The sequence below is a fragment of the uncultured Thiocystis sp. genome (assembly GCF_903866365.1).
Classification (GTDB): domain Bacteria; phylum Pseudomonadota; class Gammaproteobacteria; order Chromatiales; family Chromatiaceae; genus Chromatium.
In genome coordinates this window covers 14,369-31,403 of sequence record NZ_CAIPNF010000297.1, presented here as the reverse complement: position 1 = coordinate 31,403, position 17,035 = coordinate 14,369, and the positions used below count along the sequence as shown (strand labels likewise).

Sequence of the window (17,035 nt, the reverse complement as noted above, 5' to 3'; positions counted from 1 at the left end):
GGTGGATTGACCTCGGTCAGGATCCGGCATCGTCGGATCGGGTCGCCAAGCAGCTCTAGCCTCAATCCGGCGTTTTGTCCGGGAACTCGCACAGATCGGCGATGCCGCAGTGCGGACAGCGCGGCGTGCGGGCGACACAGAAATAGCGGCCGTGCAGGAGCAGCCAATGGTGAGCATCCTTCAGGAAGGGCTTGGGGACATGCCGCAGCAATTGCTGTTCGACCGCCAGCGGCGTCGTGCCCTCGGCGAGCCGGGTCCGATTGGCCACCCGAAAGATATGCGTATCCACGGCAATGGTCGGTTCGCCGAACGCGGTATTCAAGATCACATTCGCGGTCTTGCGCCCGACGCCAGGCAGGGCTTCGAGGGCCTTGCGCTCGCGCGGCACCGCGCCGCCATGTTCGGCGATCAGGATGGCACAGGTCTTGACGATATTCCGGGCCTTGCTGTTGAAAAGCCCGATGGTGCGGATGTGCGACTTGAGCCCCTCCTCGCCGAGCGCCAGGGTCTCCGCCGGCGTCCGGGCGAGCGGAAAGAGACTGGCGGTGGCCTTGTTGACGCTTTTGTCGGTCGCCTGGGCCGAGAGGATGACCGCGATCAGTAACTCAAAGGGGGTGTCATACAGCAGTTCGGTGGTGGGCGAGGGGTTGGCGTCGCGCAGACGCGCGAAGATTCGTTGGCGTTTTTCTTTATTCATTGCTTGAATGGTGTCTCACTCTGTCGTGTGATGCGGCTCGAACAATCCGTGACCGGCGACATCGGTCATGTAGCGAGCCATCCCACCCGATTCCTGCTCAGCACAGAGGTTCGTCGAACGGATGATCAACTCTTTTTCGAGTGTCCTGTTGCTGCTTTTGCTGCTTGCTCCCGCCGTCGCCTGGAGCGCGCCAAAAGATCAGTCTCCACCCGCGAATATCGCCGAGGCCACCGACGCCGTTCCCATCAGCGCCGCGCCAACTCGACCGGCCTTGCCCAATCCGCCCAACCGAACACGCCCAAGCCGTGCCCAGGTCGCAGACCTGATCCCGGCGGTGGCGAGCCGGTACGGCGTCGAGGAAGCGCTGGTGCGCGCCGTCGTCGCCGCCGAATCCAACTACAATGCCCATGCCGTGTCCAGTGCCGGCGCGGTCGGCCTGATGCAGTTAATGCCCGCCACCGCGGCAGATTATGGCGTCTCCTCGGCGGATGCGCTCTTCGATCCTCAGACTAACCTTCACGCGGGGACGCGACATCTCAAACGGCTCCTGAAAAAATACAATAACGATTACGGTCGGGTGATCATGGCCTACAACGCCGGCGAGGGCGTGGTCGACCGCACCAACAGTCAGGTGACCTATCTGGAGACGCTCAACTATACCGAGGCGGTGATCAACAACTATCGTCGTCACGGCGGCGCCGCGCCCACGCAAACGGCACTCAAGCAGGTCCGCACGTTGCGCGGCGTGCGCAATACCGGGAAGGCAAGGCGTTTGCTCAAAAAATATCTGGATCCCTCCCTGCTGTCGCTGAACGTCAAGCCGACACTCAGTGTCCGCTATCTGGATCCGTCGTTGCATGAAGTGGGTCCGAAAAGCAAACCCATGTTCGAGTTGGAGACGAGCGCTATTCGTTGACATAGGTTGCGGGAGGTCTGAGAGAGCGCGTCTGGCGGTGACGACCGGGCACCCGGATGCGGCCCCGATCCGCTATCATGAGGGCGGCCCGCGATGATCGACTCGGGCCGGCTGGGGATGGCGAACCAAGGCCACGGTATACTGAAATGAATCCAACGTTGCAAAAGTTAAGGGAGCTTGCGCAGGAAAGCGTCCTGAGCGCTCAGGACTCCGAATTGAAGGAGCGGCACACCTATACGTCATGCGCTCAACTGGCGGCGCCGCTCATTCGCGCCTTCAAGGATGTCGAAAACGAATACGTCCGCATCTCCATTCTGCGTCAGATCTGGCCCGATGACTATGATCGTCGCGATGATCGGGTGTCAGGGCTGCTGATGTCGATGTCAGGGCCGGAGCAGGCGCCGTATGGCCTGAAATTAGCCATGCCGCATGGCTTTCTGAGCTTCGAGGCAACCCTCCGCATGGATGGCTCGCCCGTGTTCACCTGCATCCGGGAGACCGACGGTCAGCGACCGATTTCGATGGACTTTCCCGATGGCGATCGCTGGCTTGAATATTTCTACAAGATCGTCGCGGATGTGGTCGAGCTGTAATCTGCATCGGTGATGTTGGGTATTCCGAACGTCCGAGCAGGCGCCTCATCCAGTTGAGGCGCGATGCCCAGTGCGGATCGCGAGATCCACCTCGATTCAATCGAGCGACAGCATCCACAGATCGCTATTTCCGCCCCGCCCGGACTCGAAGACCAGACGTTTGCCATCCGGGCTCCACTGCGGATAAAGATCGGATCCCAGGGTCGTGAGCTGACGCACCGCTTGCGTGGCCTGATCATAAAGCCAGAGGGTGGTGCGATAGTTCTTGTCCCAGGCCCAGAACGCCACCTGCTCGCCGCCAGTCGGCGAGAAGACCGCGCCGCGGTCGCCCAACGTCTGACCTTGCGAGACGATGACGGAGGGCTCGGCGATTGCCTCGCCATCCTTCAGGGCCAGGTCCGAGACGATGTTGACATAGGTGACGCGATCCTCGCCGGAGGCGTCGTTGATTACTTCGGCGGTATAGGCGACCTGCGAGCCATCCGGGCTCCAAGCATTCATTTGCACGGCCTGCGGTCCATTCCAGACATGCACGGTGGGATGGTCGAGACCTTGCTCGAAAGTCATGAAGTTCTCGATCGTGAGATTGTAGTCGCCCGAAGGCGCGACCTTGTATGCCAGCGTCGAGCCGTCCGGACTCCAGAGCGGATTGGTCTCCATCGCCGGATCTTGGGTAAGACGGCGTCGCTCGCTGCCATCGGGACGCACCAGCCAGAGATCCCAATTGCCATCCACCTCGGCGGCCAGGGCAATGAACTGTCCGTCGGGGCGCCAGGTCGGGCGATCCAGATGCCCGCTCCAGGTCACGATCTGGTGCGCGTTGCGGCCATCGACATCGATGGTCTCGATGCCGTGCAGGGAGGTCGCCGGATCGAAGCTCCAATACGCCAGACGCCTGCCGTCCGGGCTCCACTCTGGCCAGGCATGCTTCGACGGCCCCGGCGTGAGCTGCCGCGCCGAGCCGCCCGCGGCGTCCATCAACCAGACCTGCTCGGTCCCGCTACGGTCGGAAACGAAGGCAATGAGGCGCCCGTCAGGACTCCATTTCGCGCCAAGATCGCGCGCTCCGTCCGAGGTCAGCTGCTGAAGTTTCCCTTCGCCGACCGACTCGCCGATCCTATCCGCGGGATCGACCGTCAGCGTTGCCCGGTTCTCGGCATCGACGCTGGGCCCCGCGATCCGATGGCAGTCATAACAGACCGGGATATCCTTCAAGGGGACAATGGTGCGGGTCGGCAGCGTCAGGCGCGGGGGAAAGGTAAACCCCACGCCTTCGATGCCGAGGGCATAGCTGCTAAAATGGATGATGCCCCGCCAGTCCACCTGATAGCGGGCGCCATCCGGTCCCGCCATGCCGACTCCGGTGACGCGCGTGGTCCAGTCGTCGCGCACCGCCGCGCGGTCCGGTTCGCAGGCTCCGCCAGAGTCGAAACAACCTTGGAATGCGGCGACGCTGGCCGCCCGCGGGATTCCGGTCGGCAGATCCTTGGGCACCACCGGCAAGACCCATTGAAAAGGCTCAAGGTTGGCATCGCGTCCTTCCACGAAATCCTGATCCTCGACGATCGTTCGATAGGCCTTGTCGAGCGCCAGCGCCCGCGCGGGCGAGGGATTCAGCGCCTGCGCGATATCGTCGTGGAGCCGCGCGAAGGAGGCCGCGTTTGGCGACCCGTCCTGATTGAAAAACCGCTCCCGCAGCTCGGGGTTGTCGAGGAATTCGTTCCCGGAGCGGGTATACATCAGATAGTAGGAGTACTCGAACTGGACTCCCGCTCCCGCGATCTCGACCTTGGGCTCGTTCAGGCCGGCCGCGTCTTTCTGCGTCCAGTGATACCAGCCGTGCCGATGGGCGTCGGCATCGAGCTTTCTGACGAAGGCGAACGTCGTGTCCGTGGTAGCGCCGAGGCCGCTGTGACAGCCCATGCAGCTGAGGGTCTCCTCCTGGGTCTGGGGTCGCAGTTCGCCCGCGCGGTCCTCGATGAACCCTTGGTAGGCCCAGCCCTGCGCGAACAGACCTCGCTCGTAATCTCCTGGAACCTGCTTGATGGTGTTGTTTTCGTACTCGCGCCGCTCGGCATTCTCGCGGTCGACGATGCCCTTGAGCTCCGAATAGTTGTACCAGGATTTCTTCCGCGCATAGCGCAATTCCTTCAGCCTGGCCGCTGGCCGCACGGCACCCGTTGCGTCGAGGTCGAGATAGCGCAACCCTTGCAGGAATTCGGTGCCTTCCGGAAACAGGCCGGCGGCAAGATGCACCTTGCCATCGCGCTGCAGTTGTCCGGCCTGTCCGAGAAAAGACATGAATCGCTGCTCCAGCGGAGCCCAGTCATAGCGAACGACCGTGGCCGAGCCGAGTTCGCCGTCCCGGTCGAGATCGGTCTGATAGAGCGATTCGTCCACCGCGTCGATGACGACATCGCGACGCTTGACGAGCGCCTCGACGATCGCCAGGTTGAGCGCATAGAGGGTCGGGTCGAAATCGCCTTGCGCGTTGCGTCGAAAGGCATCCGGAAGGCGGATCAGAACCTCGCTGGCGCCGCCGTTGGTCGGCCAATAGGTGCCTGGAGTCGGGTAGTAGGCAAAGGCGCGCCAGCCTGTATAGCCGCCCTCCGGGTCGCGGTCGAAACCCTGATCGTCGAATTGGAAATCGACATCGGGAAGATAGCCGTCCCAGCGTCCGTCGCGCTCGAGATCCCAGTCGGCCGGAAGCGCGCGCAAGCGGTTGGCGAGGATCGGATCGCCATCTGGCGTGAAATAGTTGTCCGTGCGGACATAATCGAGAATCGCGTCGTCGGCGAGAGCGGCAATCCGCGCCGAACGATCCTCGAACAGGTTCGACCAGGGGTTGGCCAACGCCCCCTCGGTCATCTCGTACGTTAATTGGAAATCGCTATCGTCGAGATAATTCGGCGCTTTGCCGACCTGATGACAGACATAGCAGGGGTTGACGACAGCGCCCTCGACGTTGCTGGTGAGGCTGTAGCACTGAGGGGCGATATACGCATAGGGATTTTGGATGAAGGTATCGCGCACACTGAACGTCGCTCCGCTCGCCGGCGGAACCGCGGCGTCTCCGGCAGCCCCGCTATCCCCATGGACGGGAGAACCGAGAAACCCCTGGCTGCCCTGTGAGATAAGCAGGACGAAACCGGTCGTCAGAATGCCCGCTTTCGCCCGGGCTGCTCGCCGACGTGAAAACTTCATTCTCAGATCCCCCCTTGATCGTTAAACACAACATCGCAAAAGAGCCTGCGGCCAAATGCGGCCGCAGGCTCTTCGGTTATCGCGAGAGGCAATTAATCGAGAGGCGGGAAGGGACCGATATAACCAACATGGGACTCCTTGTCATCCGGGCTCTGAGCCTGGTCCTCATCCGACTCGCCGTAGGGGTGCTGGGTCACGAGAGTCAAATAGCCAAAGCCGTTGATGTTGGCGTGCCAGAAAGGCGATGTCGTCTCCGCGCCGAAGGGCGTGGTGGCGATCCGGGTCAGGCGCTTGGTGTTGAGATCGTAGTTCCAGACATAATCGTTCTGATGACCGCTGGTATCCTCGCCGATGATCAGCGATTTATATTTCGGCAGATAGGTGAGGTTGTCGGGCGATGCGATCCCGTTAACATCGCAGGTGTTGGCGGACAGATCCGTACCGTTGTAGTCCTTCGGCGCTCCCACTACGACGGCGGATGTGTTTTGAGCGACATAGTTGCTGTCGATCGGCTGGCCGCCAGTATCTGCGGTCGACCCTTTGAGGTCCATTTCATAGACTGCGCCGCACTTGTTCGCTTTTTCCAGACGGATATGATTTGGCCCGCCAAGATCGCTGGACGAGCCGTCCTCCATGCCCTTTGCCACTTCGCTAATGGCGACATAGAGCACATTGTCATCCGGATTGTAGGTGAGCCCCTCTTCCTTGCGGAACTCGGTGGTCGCGCCCTGATGCGCGGCGTAGAGACGGGTCTCCAGGCGGGATGCAATCTTGTCCATGCCGGCTTTCAGGCGGGTACAGAGCAGACCTTCGTCATAGGTATTGGTGCTTTTGAAGCCATCGGGGCAGGTGCCGGCGGTGGCGTCGAGGGGCTCGGCACGCTCGAACATGTCGCCGAAGGTGGTCTTGTTATCGAGAGCGGCGCGGATCTCGTCATTGATCGCATGGCCCAGGTTGATCCACTCGATGTTGGCGGCGCCCGCGCCAGCCCCTGAGGTCTGGAGCCAGCGCGCGGCATAGAGCGTGCCGGCGCTCAGGTCTTCTGCTTGATCCGCGATGAACAGAAAGAGCCCGACGTTGCTGCCGTCGTCGGACAGATAGACCGTCCGGTTATCGGGCATGACATAGGCAAGTTCATGCGCGAACCGTCCCATGGAGAAGTGCTTGCTGACGCTATGATCGCCGTTGGCGGAGGTGATCCGAACCTCGGGTGTCCAACCGAAGTAGTAACCGAAATAGGCCGCGTTTTCGGCGGTATTGTCGAGCTTGTTGTAAGCGGCGATGGACTTCAGATGGTCGTCGTGCCAAGTCGGATCGTCAAACCAGGCGCCGCCCTCGGCCTCGGGGTTGAAGATCGCCATGGGCGGTTCGTATTCCTCGGAACCCAGGTGGGTGTTCCAGGGCGTGGTGATGCCGGCGCAGTTAACATAGGTGCCGAAGACGTTCGAGAAATCCACCGAGCGCGTGGAAACCGCGGTCAGGTTGCCGCTGCCGTCCTGCTCCAGCTTGGTGATGTACGCGCCACCCAGGCTGCATTCGAGCTGCGTGACGGCGAACAGATCGCTCCCGAACGTCAGGAGCGACGTGTGATCCGGCCCCGAACCATTGGTGCAGACCCAGGGGCTGGCGTCTTCCTGCAGCAAGGCGACGCCGTCCTTGTCCTTCAGCAGGCCGAAGATTTCGGTTTCGGCGGCGGAGCCGCCCAGCTTGGCCAGGGCTTCATTGGTGCGCACGATATCCTTGTAGCCGATCGCTTTCTCTTCTCCCTTCACGAAGACGCTGTCGGTGTCGCGGATCTCGCGCTTTTCTTCCACGCTGACAGGCACTGATAGTTCGGAGAAGACGAGGTCGCTGATCTCGAATGTCAGCGGGGTTCCGTTGTAAACGACTTCATTGCCGCCCACTTTTTTGTAGCCGACAAAACCCTGGAAAAACCCAGGATCCTGGAGATTTTCGATGATGCCGATCGGCTGCTGGGCGGCCAGTGTCACAGGCGCGCTGGCAGGAACCAGTGACTCCATGGCTCCATTCCAGATCCCCCAGGCGCCATTGCTGTCGCGGTTCAGCCAGACGCCATTCTGGTAGGCAACCAGATAGAGCTCGGCGCTGCTGCCGACATCGCCCGCGGCGGGCTCGATGCTTGCGGTGATGTCCAGGTTGTCCGACGTCGCGAAAGGCGTGACAGTGCCAGAAGTGGGGCGAACCAGCATGCCGAAGCTGGCCGTGGTGGCGTTGCCCAGGCTGGATACGCCAGGGATCTCCGTCAAGCTGATATCCGCACTGGTCTGAGTGCAGCCCAGTGCCAGCATGAAGGCTGGCAGACTGCACAGTGTCTTGCTGAGAGACTTGGTCATGAATGGCATTCCTGAATTCAGGTTGGAAAATGAATGGCGCGTGTCGGAGAAGTCCAAGAAACGGGTCAATGAATTGTCAATGTTAAGGAAAGCTCCAAAAAAACGGATCAGGGATTCGTGAAGATTCTATGACGGCAAGATGACCGTCGATGTCCGGCTGGGATTTTGGCCCGAGCCTCCTCCGAGGCCGACAGTCCGTCGAACCCGAGTCGCGCTTCGCGTGGTCACTAAGCGACCAGCGGGTGCGCGTACCGGAGGACGATGCTCCATGGCTCGGTTCAACCATGCGCCGAACGCAAACGGATGACTGGCATTGCCCGGTTCAGTCGCTAACGCTAAACTTGTCGATTGATTCGATCCGAACGACGACGCCCCTGCCCGGCAAGCCCAAGCGGGCGGGATCGCTCGTCACTCGCCCTTGTCGATTTCCGACGCATCCTTCACGCCCGATCCGGAGCCCGCATGGCCACAGAGCGCACCCTGTCCATTATCAAACCCAATGCCGTCGCCAAGGACGCCATCGGCGCTATCCTGAGCCGGTTCGAGGCCGCCGGCCTGAAGATCGTCGCCGCGCGCATGCTGCACCTGAGCCGCGAACAGGCGTCCGCCTTTTACGCCATCCACCAGGGCAAGCCGTTCTTCGAGGAACTGGTCGGTTTCATGACCTCCGGTCCCGTCATGGTCCAGGTGCTGGAAGGGGAGGACGCGGTCGCCAAGAATCGCGACATCATGGGCGCCACCAATCCGGCGAATGCCGCGCCCGGCACCATCCGCGCGGACTTCGCCGATTCTTTCACCGAAAACGCCGCGCATGGCTCGGATGCCCCGGAGACGGCGGAGGTCGAAATTGCCTTCTTCTTCCCGGAAGGCGTCTGCCCGCGGACCCGCTGACAGGCGCCCGTCCATGACCGCCGCCGGAACCAAGCTCAACCTGCTCGATCTGAACCTTGCCGACTGCGAGGCGCTGGTCGTTAGGCTGGGCGTCAAGGCGTTTCATGGACGCAATCTGTTCAAGTGGATCCATAAGCATGGCGTCGTCGAGTTCGACGCCATGACCGACCTCTCCCGCGCGCTGCGCGAAATGCTGCGCGAGACGGTGGAGATCCGTCTGCCGCGTATCGTCGAGGCCCATCCCTCCGAAGACGGCACCATCAAGTGGATCATGGAGCTGCATGACGGGCAGCGCGTGGAGACCGTGTTTATCCCCGAGGGACGGCGCAGCACCATCTGCGTCTCCTCCCAGGTCGGCTGCGCGCTGGAGTGCGCCTTCTGCGCCACGGCCCGGCAAGGCTTCAATCGCAACCTGGCGGTGAGCGAGATCATCGGGCAGGTCTGGCATGCCGCCCGACAGCTTGACAGGCCGCCGACCAACGTGGTGATGATGGGCATGGGCGAGCCGCTCGCCAACTTCGAGTCCGTGGTCAAGGCCATGGAGATCATGCAGGATGACCTGGCCTATATGCTGGCCAAGCAGCGGGTCACCCTGAGCACCTCCGGCATCGTGCCGAATATCTATCGGCTGCGCGAGGTCAGCGAGGTCTCGCTGGCCGTCTCGCTGCATGCGCCGAACGATGCCCTGCGCGATCAACTGGTGCCGATCAACCGCAAATACCCGCTGGCTGAATTGCTACCCGCGTGCAAAGCCTATATTGGTCAGGACAAGCGCCGCAAAATCACCTGGGAGTACGTCATGCTCGATGGCGTCAATGACAGTCTGGCTCATGCCAAGCAACTGATTCGTTTGCTCGAAGGCATACCGTCCAAGCTCAATCTGATTCCCTTCAATCCCTTCGCCGGGAGCGACTTCGGCACCTCGCCCCCCGAGCGCATCGAGGAGTTCCGCGTGCGGCTCACGCGCGCTGGGCTCTTTGCGATGACGCGCAAGACCCGCGGCGACGAGATCGCCGCCGCCTGCGGGCAGTTGGTCGGTCGGGTCGACGACCGCACGCGCCGGCTCGGTCGGGTGGTGGTCGAAGCCGGCCCCAGGGTGGCGACCGGATGAACCGTCACCGGCTTCAATCTGTCATGATCGTCGGGCTCTGCCTCCTGCTGGCCGGCTGCGGCGGTAAGAAAACCATCCAGCAAAACGACGAGTCGCTCGGGCTGGATCCCGAGGACAGCCCCGCCGAGCTTTACGTCCGCATGGCCGAGGAATACTACAACCGCGGCCAGACCGAGGTCGCTTTTCGGCGCGCCCAGCAGGCCATCGAGGCCGACGCGAAATATCCCCGCGCCCACGTCTGGGTGGCGTTTCTCTACGAGGAAATCGGTCAGGCCGAGCGCGCCCGGCAGCACTATGAAAAGGCATTGAAACTCTCGCCCAACAATTCGGATGTCCGCTATGCCTACGGTTCCTACGAGTGCCGTCAGAAGCGGTACGCGGAGGCCGATGAACAATTTAAAAAAGCGCTGGCGAACCCGCTCTACACGACCCCCTGGATCGCCATGACCAACGCCGGTAACTGTGCCGCCAGCGCGGGCAATGCCCGCAAGGCCGAGGAGTATTATCGCGCGGCCATCGCCGCGAATCCGAATTTCGGTCCCGCGCTGTCCAGGCTGGCCGAGTTCAAGTACAAAGCCGGCGACGCGCAGGCCGCGAAGGGCTATCTGGATCGGTATTTCGAGCCGAGTACGGTTCGCACACCCGCAACCTCCTATCGCGCACTCCTCATCGGGGCGCAGGTTGAGCGCAAGCTTGGCAACCGCAAGCGTGCGGACTACTACGATCAGGTACTGAAAACCAATTTCCCACAAGCGCCCAAAACCCGAGAGTTGTAGGGATCCGTATGATGAATCAAATGACCGCTAGCGAATCGGACGATCACAACGTTGTCGAGCTTGCCGAGAGTCCTGGTCGGCGGCTGCGGGTACAGCGTCAGTCGCGCGGGATCGAAATCGAGCGCATTGCCACACAACTTCATCTGCGTAACGATGTTGTGGAGGCGCTTGAGCAGGATCGTTACGAGGCGCTCCCGGCACCTGTCTATGTCGCTGGATATCTTCGAAATTACGCTCGTTTGATCGGGCTCGACCCAACCTTGATCGTCAACGCTTACCACGCCGCGACCGCGCATGCCGATGAGCGGGTGACATCGGTTGTGCCCGTGCGCCAACCACGCCGCGCGGGCCGCTCAGGAAACCTGCCGACGCGCCTGATCGGCCTGGTCATGGTCGGCGCGGTCATCGGCCTGTCGATCCTGTGGTGGCAGAACCGCGCCGGGCAAGGGGCCGAGTCCGGCTCGGCTTTTTGGCCCTCGCTGTTCGGTGCTTCCCAAACCGCGGCGCGCGAAGACGAAACCGGCCTGGACGAGCCAGCTCCAGCCGCCGACATCAATCCGCTGGAAGAACAAGCCGAGCCTGTTCTGCCCGAGCGGCCGATGACCGCACCCGTTGAAAAATTCTCGTCGGACGCGTTGGCCGCGACGCCTGCCATCGCTCAAAATGAGCCAGAACCAACTCCGTTTCCCGTGCCCGCATTGGCGGAATCGGGGCGCGTGTCAAACCCGCCCACGCCAGAGGCGACCGAGCCGTTGTCCGCGGACAGCGACGAGGAAGCGGAACCGGCAACCGCCTTGTCCGCTGAGGTCGTGCTCGAATTCTCCGGCGCCTCCTGGGTCAGCGTCATGGGCAGCGACGGCAATGTCGTGCTCAACGGCGAAATGCGCGCGGGCGACCGCCGCGTCCTGGAGGGCCGGCCGCCCTATAAGTTCGTCATCGGCAACGCCTCGGCAACCCGGATGACGCTTGGGGGCGAAGCTTTCGATCTCATTGGCCGTTCGCGTGGCAACGTGGCGCGCTTTACGCTGGATCCACAGAACCCGCAATAACCACGTATGACTAAGCACATCCAAGCCATCCGGGGGATGCACGACATCCTGCCCGAACGCATCGCGATCTGGCATCGGATCGAGGACACCGCGCGCCAGGTGCTCTCCGGTTACGGCTATGCGGAGATCCGTACCCCGCTGGTCGAGGTGACGGACCTCTTCAAGCGATCCATCGGCGAAGTGACCGATATCGTCGAAAAGGAGATGTACAGCTTCGAGGATCGCAATGGCGATAGTCTGAGTCTGCGCCCGGAAGGGACGGCAAGCTGCGTGCGCGCGGCCATCGAGCACGGCCTGTTGGTCCAGCCCCAGCGGCTCTGGTACCGCGGCCCCATGTTCCGCTACGAGCGTCCGCAGCGCGGGCGCTATCGGCAGTTCCATCAGATCGGGGTCGAGGCATTCGGTCTGGACGGCCCCGACATCGACCTGGAAATGATCCTGCTCACGGCGCGACTGTGGCGTGCCCTCGGTCTCCAGGGTTTTCGGCTGGAGCTCAATTCCCTGGGCGATCCAGACGAGCGTCTGGCCTATCGCGAGCAACTGGTCGCCTATCTCGGCGCCCATGCCGACCAGCTCGACGCGGACAGTTGCAAGCGTCTGCACACCAATCCGCTGCGCGTCCTCGACTCCAAACACCCTCGGACCCAGAAGATCGTCGCCGCCGCGCCCTCGCTGATGGATCATCTGGGCGAGGTGACCCGCGGCCATTTCGAGCGGATCCGCCACGGGCTCGACGAGGCCGGCGTCGATTATCTGGTGAACCCGCGGCTGGTGCGCGGACTGGATTATTACAATCGCACCGTCTTCGAGTGGATCACCGACGATCTGGGCGCTCAGGGCACCGTCTGCGCGGGCGGCCGCTACGACGGTCTGGTCGAACAGCTTGGCGGTCGGTCCACGCCGGCGGTCGGCTTCGCGATGGGGCTGGAGCGTCTGGTTGAGCTTCTGGAACTCGCCGGACATGCCGCCGAGCCGCCGGTCGACGCCTATCTGGTCGCGGTCGGCGAGCGGGCGCAGCAGGCCGCCCCGATGCTGGCCGAGCGACTGCGGGATGCCGTTCCCGCGCTGCGGTTGATGACCCATTGCGGCGGGGGCAGTTTCAAGAGTCAGTTCAAAAAGGCCGACAGGAGTGGCGCGCGTTACGCGCTGGTGCTCGGCGAGGTGGAACTGGAACGCGACGTTTTCGGCATCAAACCCTTGCGCGAGGAAGGCGAGCAACGCGAACTGGGGTTCGATGAGCTGGCGGCGTTTTTAGGCTAGGTTGGCGATGGGAGTCGCAGCAAGGACAGGTCTCTACCCATCCGACGCACATTCTTTCTGACGGAGAACGCAGTGAGTTACGAAACCGACGAGGAAAAGGTCGAAGCCATCAAAAAGTGGTGGAAGGAAAACGGTTTGTCCGTGATCGCCGGCGCCGCGATCGGCCTCGGATCCATCTATGCCTGGCGTTTCTGGATCGATCATCAGCAGCGTGTCGCCGGTCAGGCGTCTTCCGCCTTCGAGCAGCTGCTGTCCAACGCCGCCATGAGTCAACCCGAGGCGGTCGTCAAACAGGCAGACCTGCTGAAAGACGAATTCGGCTCCACGCCCTATGCGGGCTTAAGCGAACTGGTCGCGGCCAAGGCGTTCTATCAAGCGGGCGATGTCGCCGCCGCCATGAGCGCGCTGCGCGAGGCGATCGCCAAGGCGCCGGATCCGGCCATCGCCCGTATCGCGGCCTTGCGGCTGGCGCGCATCCAAGTTGCCGAGGGTCTGTTGGACGAGACTGACGCGACCCTTGCCGCCCACGACAACAGCCCTGCCTTCGCTGGAGAATTTGCCGCTGTCCGGGGCGATCTGGCCGCCGCGCGGGGCGATGCCGCGGCCGCTCGCACGGCTTACGAACAGGCGATCGAGACAGGTAGCGGTCAGTCGCAACTGATTCGACTCAAGCTCGATAACCTGCCAGCCGGTTAGTCGGGCGCGCGGACAGACCGAGTGGATCGCGCAAGCAACCATCCAGTCATCACGATTCATCGTTCATGATTCACGAACTTCCGTCACGGATACGCGTACATGGGATTCCAATGCAGATCGGCGCTCACGCGTCTGGGGGTGCTCCTCTTGGCCGCGTTGCTGGCGGGATGCGGATCCATCCCCTGGTTTGGCAAGGATAAGGATCCGACGCCACCAACCAAACTCACCAGCTTTGTCCAGGAGGTCGCGATCAACACGCTCTGGTCGGCGCGACCCACGCGGGGCAGCGAAGGCCGGCGCCTCTATCTCGTGCCCGCGCTCGCGGCGAACCATCTGTATGTCGCCGATGCGCGCGGTCGGGTTGTTGCCCTCGCGGCAGAGACTGGCCGGGTTCTGTGGCAACGCGAGACTGGCCTGACGTTCAGCGGCGGCCCGGATGTCGAAGGCGACCGCCTGGCGCTCGGCACCAGCCAGGGCGAATTGGTCGTCCTGTCCACGCAGGACGGTCGCGAGCAATGGCGTGCCCGTCTCGGCAGCGAAGTCCTGTCGGTGCCGCGCTTCACCGGCGACGGCAAGCTCATCGTTCACACGCTGGACGACACCCTGTATGGCCTCGATGCCGCCACCGGCAAGGAGTTGTGGCGGATCGCCTATCCCGCGCCGGTCCTGACCCTGCGCGGCAGCAGCACGCCCACCATGGCGCCGGGCGGGATCATTGTCGGTCTGTCCGGCGGCAAACTGGTCAAACTTGACCTGCGGGATGGCGCCCCGTTGTGGGAGGTCATCGTGTCGCGCCCGAGCGGGCGCTCGGAACTCGCACGCATCGCCGACATCGACGCCGATCCGCTCCTGATGGGTAACACCATTTACGTCGGTTCCTATAATGGCGACCTGGCCGCCGTCGACGCCACGACCGGCGAAGTCCTCTGGCGCCGCGAACTGTCGGCTCACGCCGGGCTTGCCGCCGAAGGAACTGGACTGTTCGTCACGGATTCGCAGGATCGCCTCTGGGCGGCCGATCTGGACTCCGGCGCGGGGCGCTGGAAACAGGAAAACCTGCTCTATCGTCAACTCACCGCCCCGGCACTGATCGGCAATCTGCTCGCGGTCGGCGATCTGGAAGGCTATCTGCATCTGCTCAAACAATCCGACGGGCGTCTGGTTGGCCGGACCCGGATCAGCAAAAAGGGCGGAATCACGGCGCGTCCGCTGGTGTCCGGCGGCCGTCTCTATGTCTATGCGAAAGACGGCACGCTCGCCGCCTTGACCGTCGGGGCGGCGTCCGCGTCCAAGAGTCGCGACGCCGACGCCACCCAAACCGCCGTGACCGTCGACCAACCGGTTGCGCCCTCCGCCGAGACGCCATGAGCCGCAATCGCTCCGTGCGGAGGCGGCGTTCCGGAGATCGCCCGCACCGATCGGAAGACCCGCCGCGATTCCTTCATCTTTCTCCGCCATTCGCCACCGAGCCCAACGCCCATGCTTCCCGTCATCACCCTGATCGGCCGTCCCAACGTGGGCAAGTCGACCCTGTTCAATCGGCTGACCCGCACTCGCGACGCCCTGGTCGCGGACTTTCCGGGACTGACCCGCGATCGGCAGTATGGGGTCGGTCAGATCGGGCCGAAGCCCTATGTGATCGTCGACACCGGCGGCATCGGCACCGCGCCAGAAGGCGTCGAGGCGCTGATGGAGCGTCAGGTGCTGCGCGCCATCGAGGAGGCCGATCATCTGCTGTTCATGGTGGACGCGCGTGACGGCTGTTCCCCCGAGGACATCGAGATCAGCCAGCGTCTGCGCCGGTTGGGCAAGCCCATCACGCTGGTCGTCAACAAAAGCGACTCCACTGACCCCACCTTCGCCACCGCCGATTTTCATCGGCTCGGTCTTGGCGACCCCTGGCCCGTGTCGTCCACCCAGGGCAATGGCGTCCGCGAACTCATCGACCGGGTCTTCGAGCAATTGCCCGAGGCGGAGGGCTCGATCGATGGCGAAGACACCCAGGAAGGCATTCGGGTCGCGGTCGTCGGGCGTCCGAATGCCGGCAAATCGACCCTCATCAACCGCTTGCTCGGCGAGGAGCGTCTGGTCACCTTCGACCTTCCCGGCACCACCCGCGACAGTATCTTTATCCCCTTTGAACGGCTGGGTCGCCATTACACCCTGATCGACACCGCCGGACTGCGCCGCCGGGCGCGGGTCCATGAAGCGATCGAGAAATTCAGCGTCATCAAGACGCTCCAGGCAATCGCGGCGGCGAACGTCATCATTCTCGTGATCGATGCCCATCAGGGCATCGGCGAGCAGGACGCCACGCTCGCCGGGCACATCATCGAAAGCGGCCGGGCGCTGGTGGTCGCCATCAACAAATGGGACGGACTGGACGCCGAACAGCGCGAGCAGGTCAAGAGTCAGTTTCAACGCAAGCTCGCCTTTCTGGACTTCGCCAAACTGCATCTGATCTCGGCGCTGCACGGCAGCGGCGTCGGTCTGCTGCTCGACGAAGTGGAGCATGCCTACGCCAACGCGACCCGCGATCTCGGCACGCCAGTGCTGACGCGCCTGCTGGAAGCGGCGGTGCAGGAGCATCAGCCGCCGATCGTGCATGGGCGCCGGATCAAACTGCGCTACGCCCATCAGGGCGGACGCAACCCGCCGATCATCGTCATCCACGGCAATCAGACCGAAGCGGTCCCCGAGACCTACCGGCGTTATCTGATCAATCGTTTCCGCAAGGAACTCAAGCTGCTCGGTACCCCGCTGCGACTGGAGTTCAAGACCGGAAACAATCCCTTTCAGGGCCGGCGCAATCAGCTCACCCCGCGCCAGGTCAAGCAGCGGCAGCGGCTCAAGGAATTCACCACCCGCAAGCGGTGAATCCGACGCCAGCGATTTGAACAGAAGGAGGATTCCGCATGAGCGCCATGCCCTCGGCCTATCGCGACATCATCGACCCGCTCATCGAGGTAGCCCGCGGCCTGCTCGAACAGGGCGAGTCATTGACGCCTATTGCCTTCGTCGGCAATCTGACCGCTGGCCGGACCACGCCGGTGGTGTTGCAGACCGGTAGCGAGGCGGAGAAGAATCTATCCGTCGCGGCGATCCGACAAATCGCCGAACTCCATGAGGCGGACTTCGTCTTCGTCCTGATGGAAGCCTGGACCCTGCCGCCGGACAAGGCGCGTCAGTTCGAGACGATCCTGGAGCGCTATGGCTCGATCGGTGCCTCGCCCTACGCGGTGGACAGCGTCTCCTTTACGCTGGAAACGCGCCACGGACTCTGGGTGGCGCAGTGCAACCTCAAGCCTAAAGGCGTTTCCAAAAAGCGGCGGACCTTTGCCCCGCCCAGCTTCCAGCACTTCACCGACGTGCGCGGACGGTTTGCCGATCTGCTTCCAGGAAAAGACGCGGCAGGCGAACCGCCGGCGACCCTGCATTAAACTGAGGTTCCCTCGTTGTTTGTCCACGAAAGGCACGAAAATTTTTTC

Annotated in this window: 14 protein-coding genes; 11 read left to right on the top strand and 3 right to left on the bottom strand. The window is 62.8% G+C overall.

Annotated features, from left to right (window positions below; genetic code table 11):
* Positions 1 to 61 precede the first annotated feature (61 nt).
* Positions 62 to 697 (bottom strand): endonuclease III, encoded by a 636-nt coding sequence (nth, locus tag QZY07_RS17085; protein ID WP_295405340.1) that lies wholly within the window; start codon positions 695 to 697, stop codon positions 62 to 64.
* A gap of 121 nt (positions 698 to 818) precedes the next feature.
* Here nth and QZY07_RS17080 point away from each other — a divergent pair, with 121 nt between their 5' ends.
* Together QZY07_RS17080 and QZY07_RS17075 are read left to right on the top strand one after the other, a co-directional pair.
* Positions 819 to 1,613, top strand: coding sequence for a lytic transglycosylase domain-containing protein (locus tag QZY07_RS17080; protein ID WP_295405338.1), 795 nt, complete (start codon positions 819 to 821; stop codon positions 1,611 to 1,613).
* Between the two features lie 158 nt (positions 1,614 to 1,771).
* Positions 1,772 to 2,206: a hypothetical protein gene (locus QZY07_RS17075; protein ID WP_295405336.1), complete on the top strand. Its 435-nt coding sequence runs from the start codon at positions 1,772 to 1,774 to the stop codon at positions 2,204 to 2,206.
* Positions 2,207 to 2,302: 96 nt separating this feature from the next.
* Here QZY07_RS17075 and QZY07_RS17070 read toward each other — a convergent pair whose 3' ends face one another.
* Both QZY07_RS17070 and QZY07_RS17065 read right to left on the bottom strand, forming a co-directional pair.
* Positions 2,303 to 5,410 carry a hypothetical protein gene (locus QZY07_RS17070; RefSeq protein ID WP_295405334.1) on the bottom strand — a complete coding sequence of 1,036 codons (3,108 nt, stop codon included), beginning with the start codon at positions 5,408 to 5,410 and terminating at the stop codon, positions 2,303 to 2,305.
* 92 nt (positions 5,411 to 5,502) lie between these two features.
* Positions 5,503 to 7,764: an alkaline phosphatase PhoX gene (locus tag QZY07_RS17065; protein WP_295405332.1), complete on the bottom strand. Its 2,262-nt coding sequence runs from the start codon at positions 7,762 to 7,764 to the stop codon at positions 5,503 to 5,505.
* A gap of 462 nt (positions 7,765 to 8,226) precedes the next feature.
* Between QZY07_RS17065 and ndk the strand changes: the two genes are divergently transcribed.
* The 9 genes from ndk (at position 8,227) to QZY07_RS17020 (ending at position 16,987) form a co-directional block, all read left to right on the top strand.
* Complete coding sequence (gene ndk / locus QZY07_RS17060; RefSeq protein ID WP_014779083.1) at positions 8,227 to 8,655, top strand: nucleoside-diphosphate kinase; 429 nt, start codon at positions 8,227 to 8,229, stop codon at positions 8,653 to 8,655.
* A 13-nt stretch (positions 8,656 to 8,668) separates the two neighbouring features.
* Positions 8,669 to 9,766: a 23S rRNA (adenine(2503)-C(2))-methyltransferase RlmN gene (gene rlmN / locus QZY07_RS17055; RefSeq protein WP_295405329.1), complete on the top strand. Its 1,098-nt coding sequence runs from the start codon at positions 8,669 to 8,671 to the stop codon at positions 9,764 to 9,766.
* A gap of 23 nt (positions 9,767 to 9,789) precedes the next feature.
* A complete protein-coding gene (gene pilW / locus QZY07_RS17050; RefSeq protein ID WP_295405327.1) occupies positions 9,790 to 10,542 on the top strand; it encodes a type IV pilus biogenesis/stability protein PilW in 753 nt (250 codons plus the stop codon).
* Between the two features lie 8 nt (positions 10,543 to 10,550).
* Positions 10,551 to 11,591 carry a RodZ domain-containing protein gene (locus QZY07_RS17045; protein WP_363184400.1) on the top strand — a complete coding sequence of 347 codons (1,041 nt, stop codon included), beginning with the start codon at positions 10,551 to 10,553 and terminating at the stop codon, positions 11,589 to 11,591.
* Positions 11,592 to 11,597: 6 nt separating this feature from the next.
* Positions 11,598 to 12,851, top strand: a complete 1,254-nt coding sequence (hisS, locus tag QZY07_RS17040) for a histidine--tRNA ligase (protein WP_295405325.1) — start codon at positions 11,598 to 11,600, stop codon at positions 12,849 to 12,851.
* A 72-nt stretch (positions 12,852 to 12,923) separates the two neighbouring features.
* Positions 12,924 to 13,547 carry a tetratricopeptide repeat protein gene (locus QZY07_RS17035; protein WP_295405323.1) on the top strand — a complete coding sequence of 208 codons (624 nt, stop codon included), beginning with the start codon at positions 12,924 to 12,926 and terminating at the stop codon, positions 13,545 to 13,547.
* Positions 13,548 to 13,646: 99 nt separating this feature from the next.
* Positions 13,647 to 14,915: an outer membrane protein assembly factor BamB gene (bamB, locus tag QZY07_RS17030; RefSeq protein ID WP_295405321.1), complete on the top strand. Its 1,269-nt coding sequence runs from the start codon at positions 13,647 to 13,649 to the stop codon at positions 14,913 to 14,915.
* 111 nt (positions 14,916 to 15,026) lie between these two features.
* The gene (gene der, locus QZY07_RS17025) at positions 15,027 to 16,424 is read left to right on the top strand and encodes a ribosome biogenesis GTPase Der (protein ID WP_295405319.1); all 1,398 of its coding nucleotides are present in this window, start codon (positions 15,027 to 15,029) and stop codon (positions 16,422 to 16,424) included.
* 38 nt (positions 16,425 to 16,462) lie between these two features.
* Positions 16,463 to 16,987: a hypothetical protein gene (locus QZY07_RS17020; protein ID WP_295405317.1), complete on the top strand. Its 525-nt coding sequence runs from the start codon at positions 16,463 to 16,465 to the stop codon at positions 16,985 to 16,987.
* Positions 16,988 to 17,035 lie beyond the last annotated feature (48 nt).

What these genes read in the sequence shown, in the direction of transcription:
- nth (WP_295405340.1), bottom strand. Translation starts at nt 697, where the DNA reads ATGAATAAAGAAAAACGCCAACGAATCTTCGCGCGTCTGCGCGACGCC.
- QZY07_RS17080 (WP_295405338.1), top strand. Translation starts at nt 819, where the DNA reads ATGATCAACTCTTTTTCGAGTGTCCTGTTGCTGCTTTTGCTGCTTGCT.
- QZY07_RS17070 (WP_295405334.1), bottom strand. Translation starts at nt 5,410, where the DNA reads ATGAAGTTTTCACGTCGGCGAGCAGCCCGGGCGAAAGCGGGCATTCTG.
- QZY07_RS17065 (WP_295405332.1), bottom strand. Translation starts at nt 7,764, where the DNA reads ATGACCAAGTCTCTCAGCAAGACACTGTGCAGTCTGCCAGCCTTCATG.
- ndk (WP_014779083.1), top strand. Translation starts at nt 8,227, where the DNA reads ATGGCCACAGAGCGCACCCTGTCCATTATCAAACCCAATGCCGTCGCC.
- rlmN (WP_295405329.1), top strand. Translation starts at nt 8,669, where the DNA reads ATGACCGCCGCCGGAACCAAGCTCAACCTGCTCGATCTGAACCTTGCC.
- pilW (WP_295405327.1), top strand. Translation starts at nt 9,790, where the DNA reads ATGATCGTCGGGCTCTGCCTCCTGCTGGCCGGCTGCGGCGGTAAGAAA.
- QZY07_RS17045 (WP_363184400.1), top strand. Translation starts at nt 10,551, where the DNA reads ATGATGAATCAAATGACCGCTAGCGAATCGGACGATCACAACGTTGTC.
- hisS (WP_295405325.1), top strand. Translation starts at nt 11,598, where the DNA reads ATGACTAAGCACATCCAAGCCATCCGGGGGATGCACGACATCCTGCCC.
- bamB (WP_295405321.1), top strand. Translation starts at nt 13,647, where the DNA reads ATGGGATTCCAATGCAGATCGGCGCTCACGCGTCTGGGGGTGCTCCTC.
- der (WP_295405319.1), top strand. Translation starts at nt 15,027, where the DNA reads ATGCTTCCCGTCATCACCCTGATCGGCCGTCCCAACGTGGGCAAGTCG.
- QZY07_RS17020 (WP_295405317.1), top strand. Translation starts at nt 16,463, where the DNA reads ATGAGCGCCATGCCCTCGGCCTATCGCGACATCATCGACCCGCTCATC.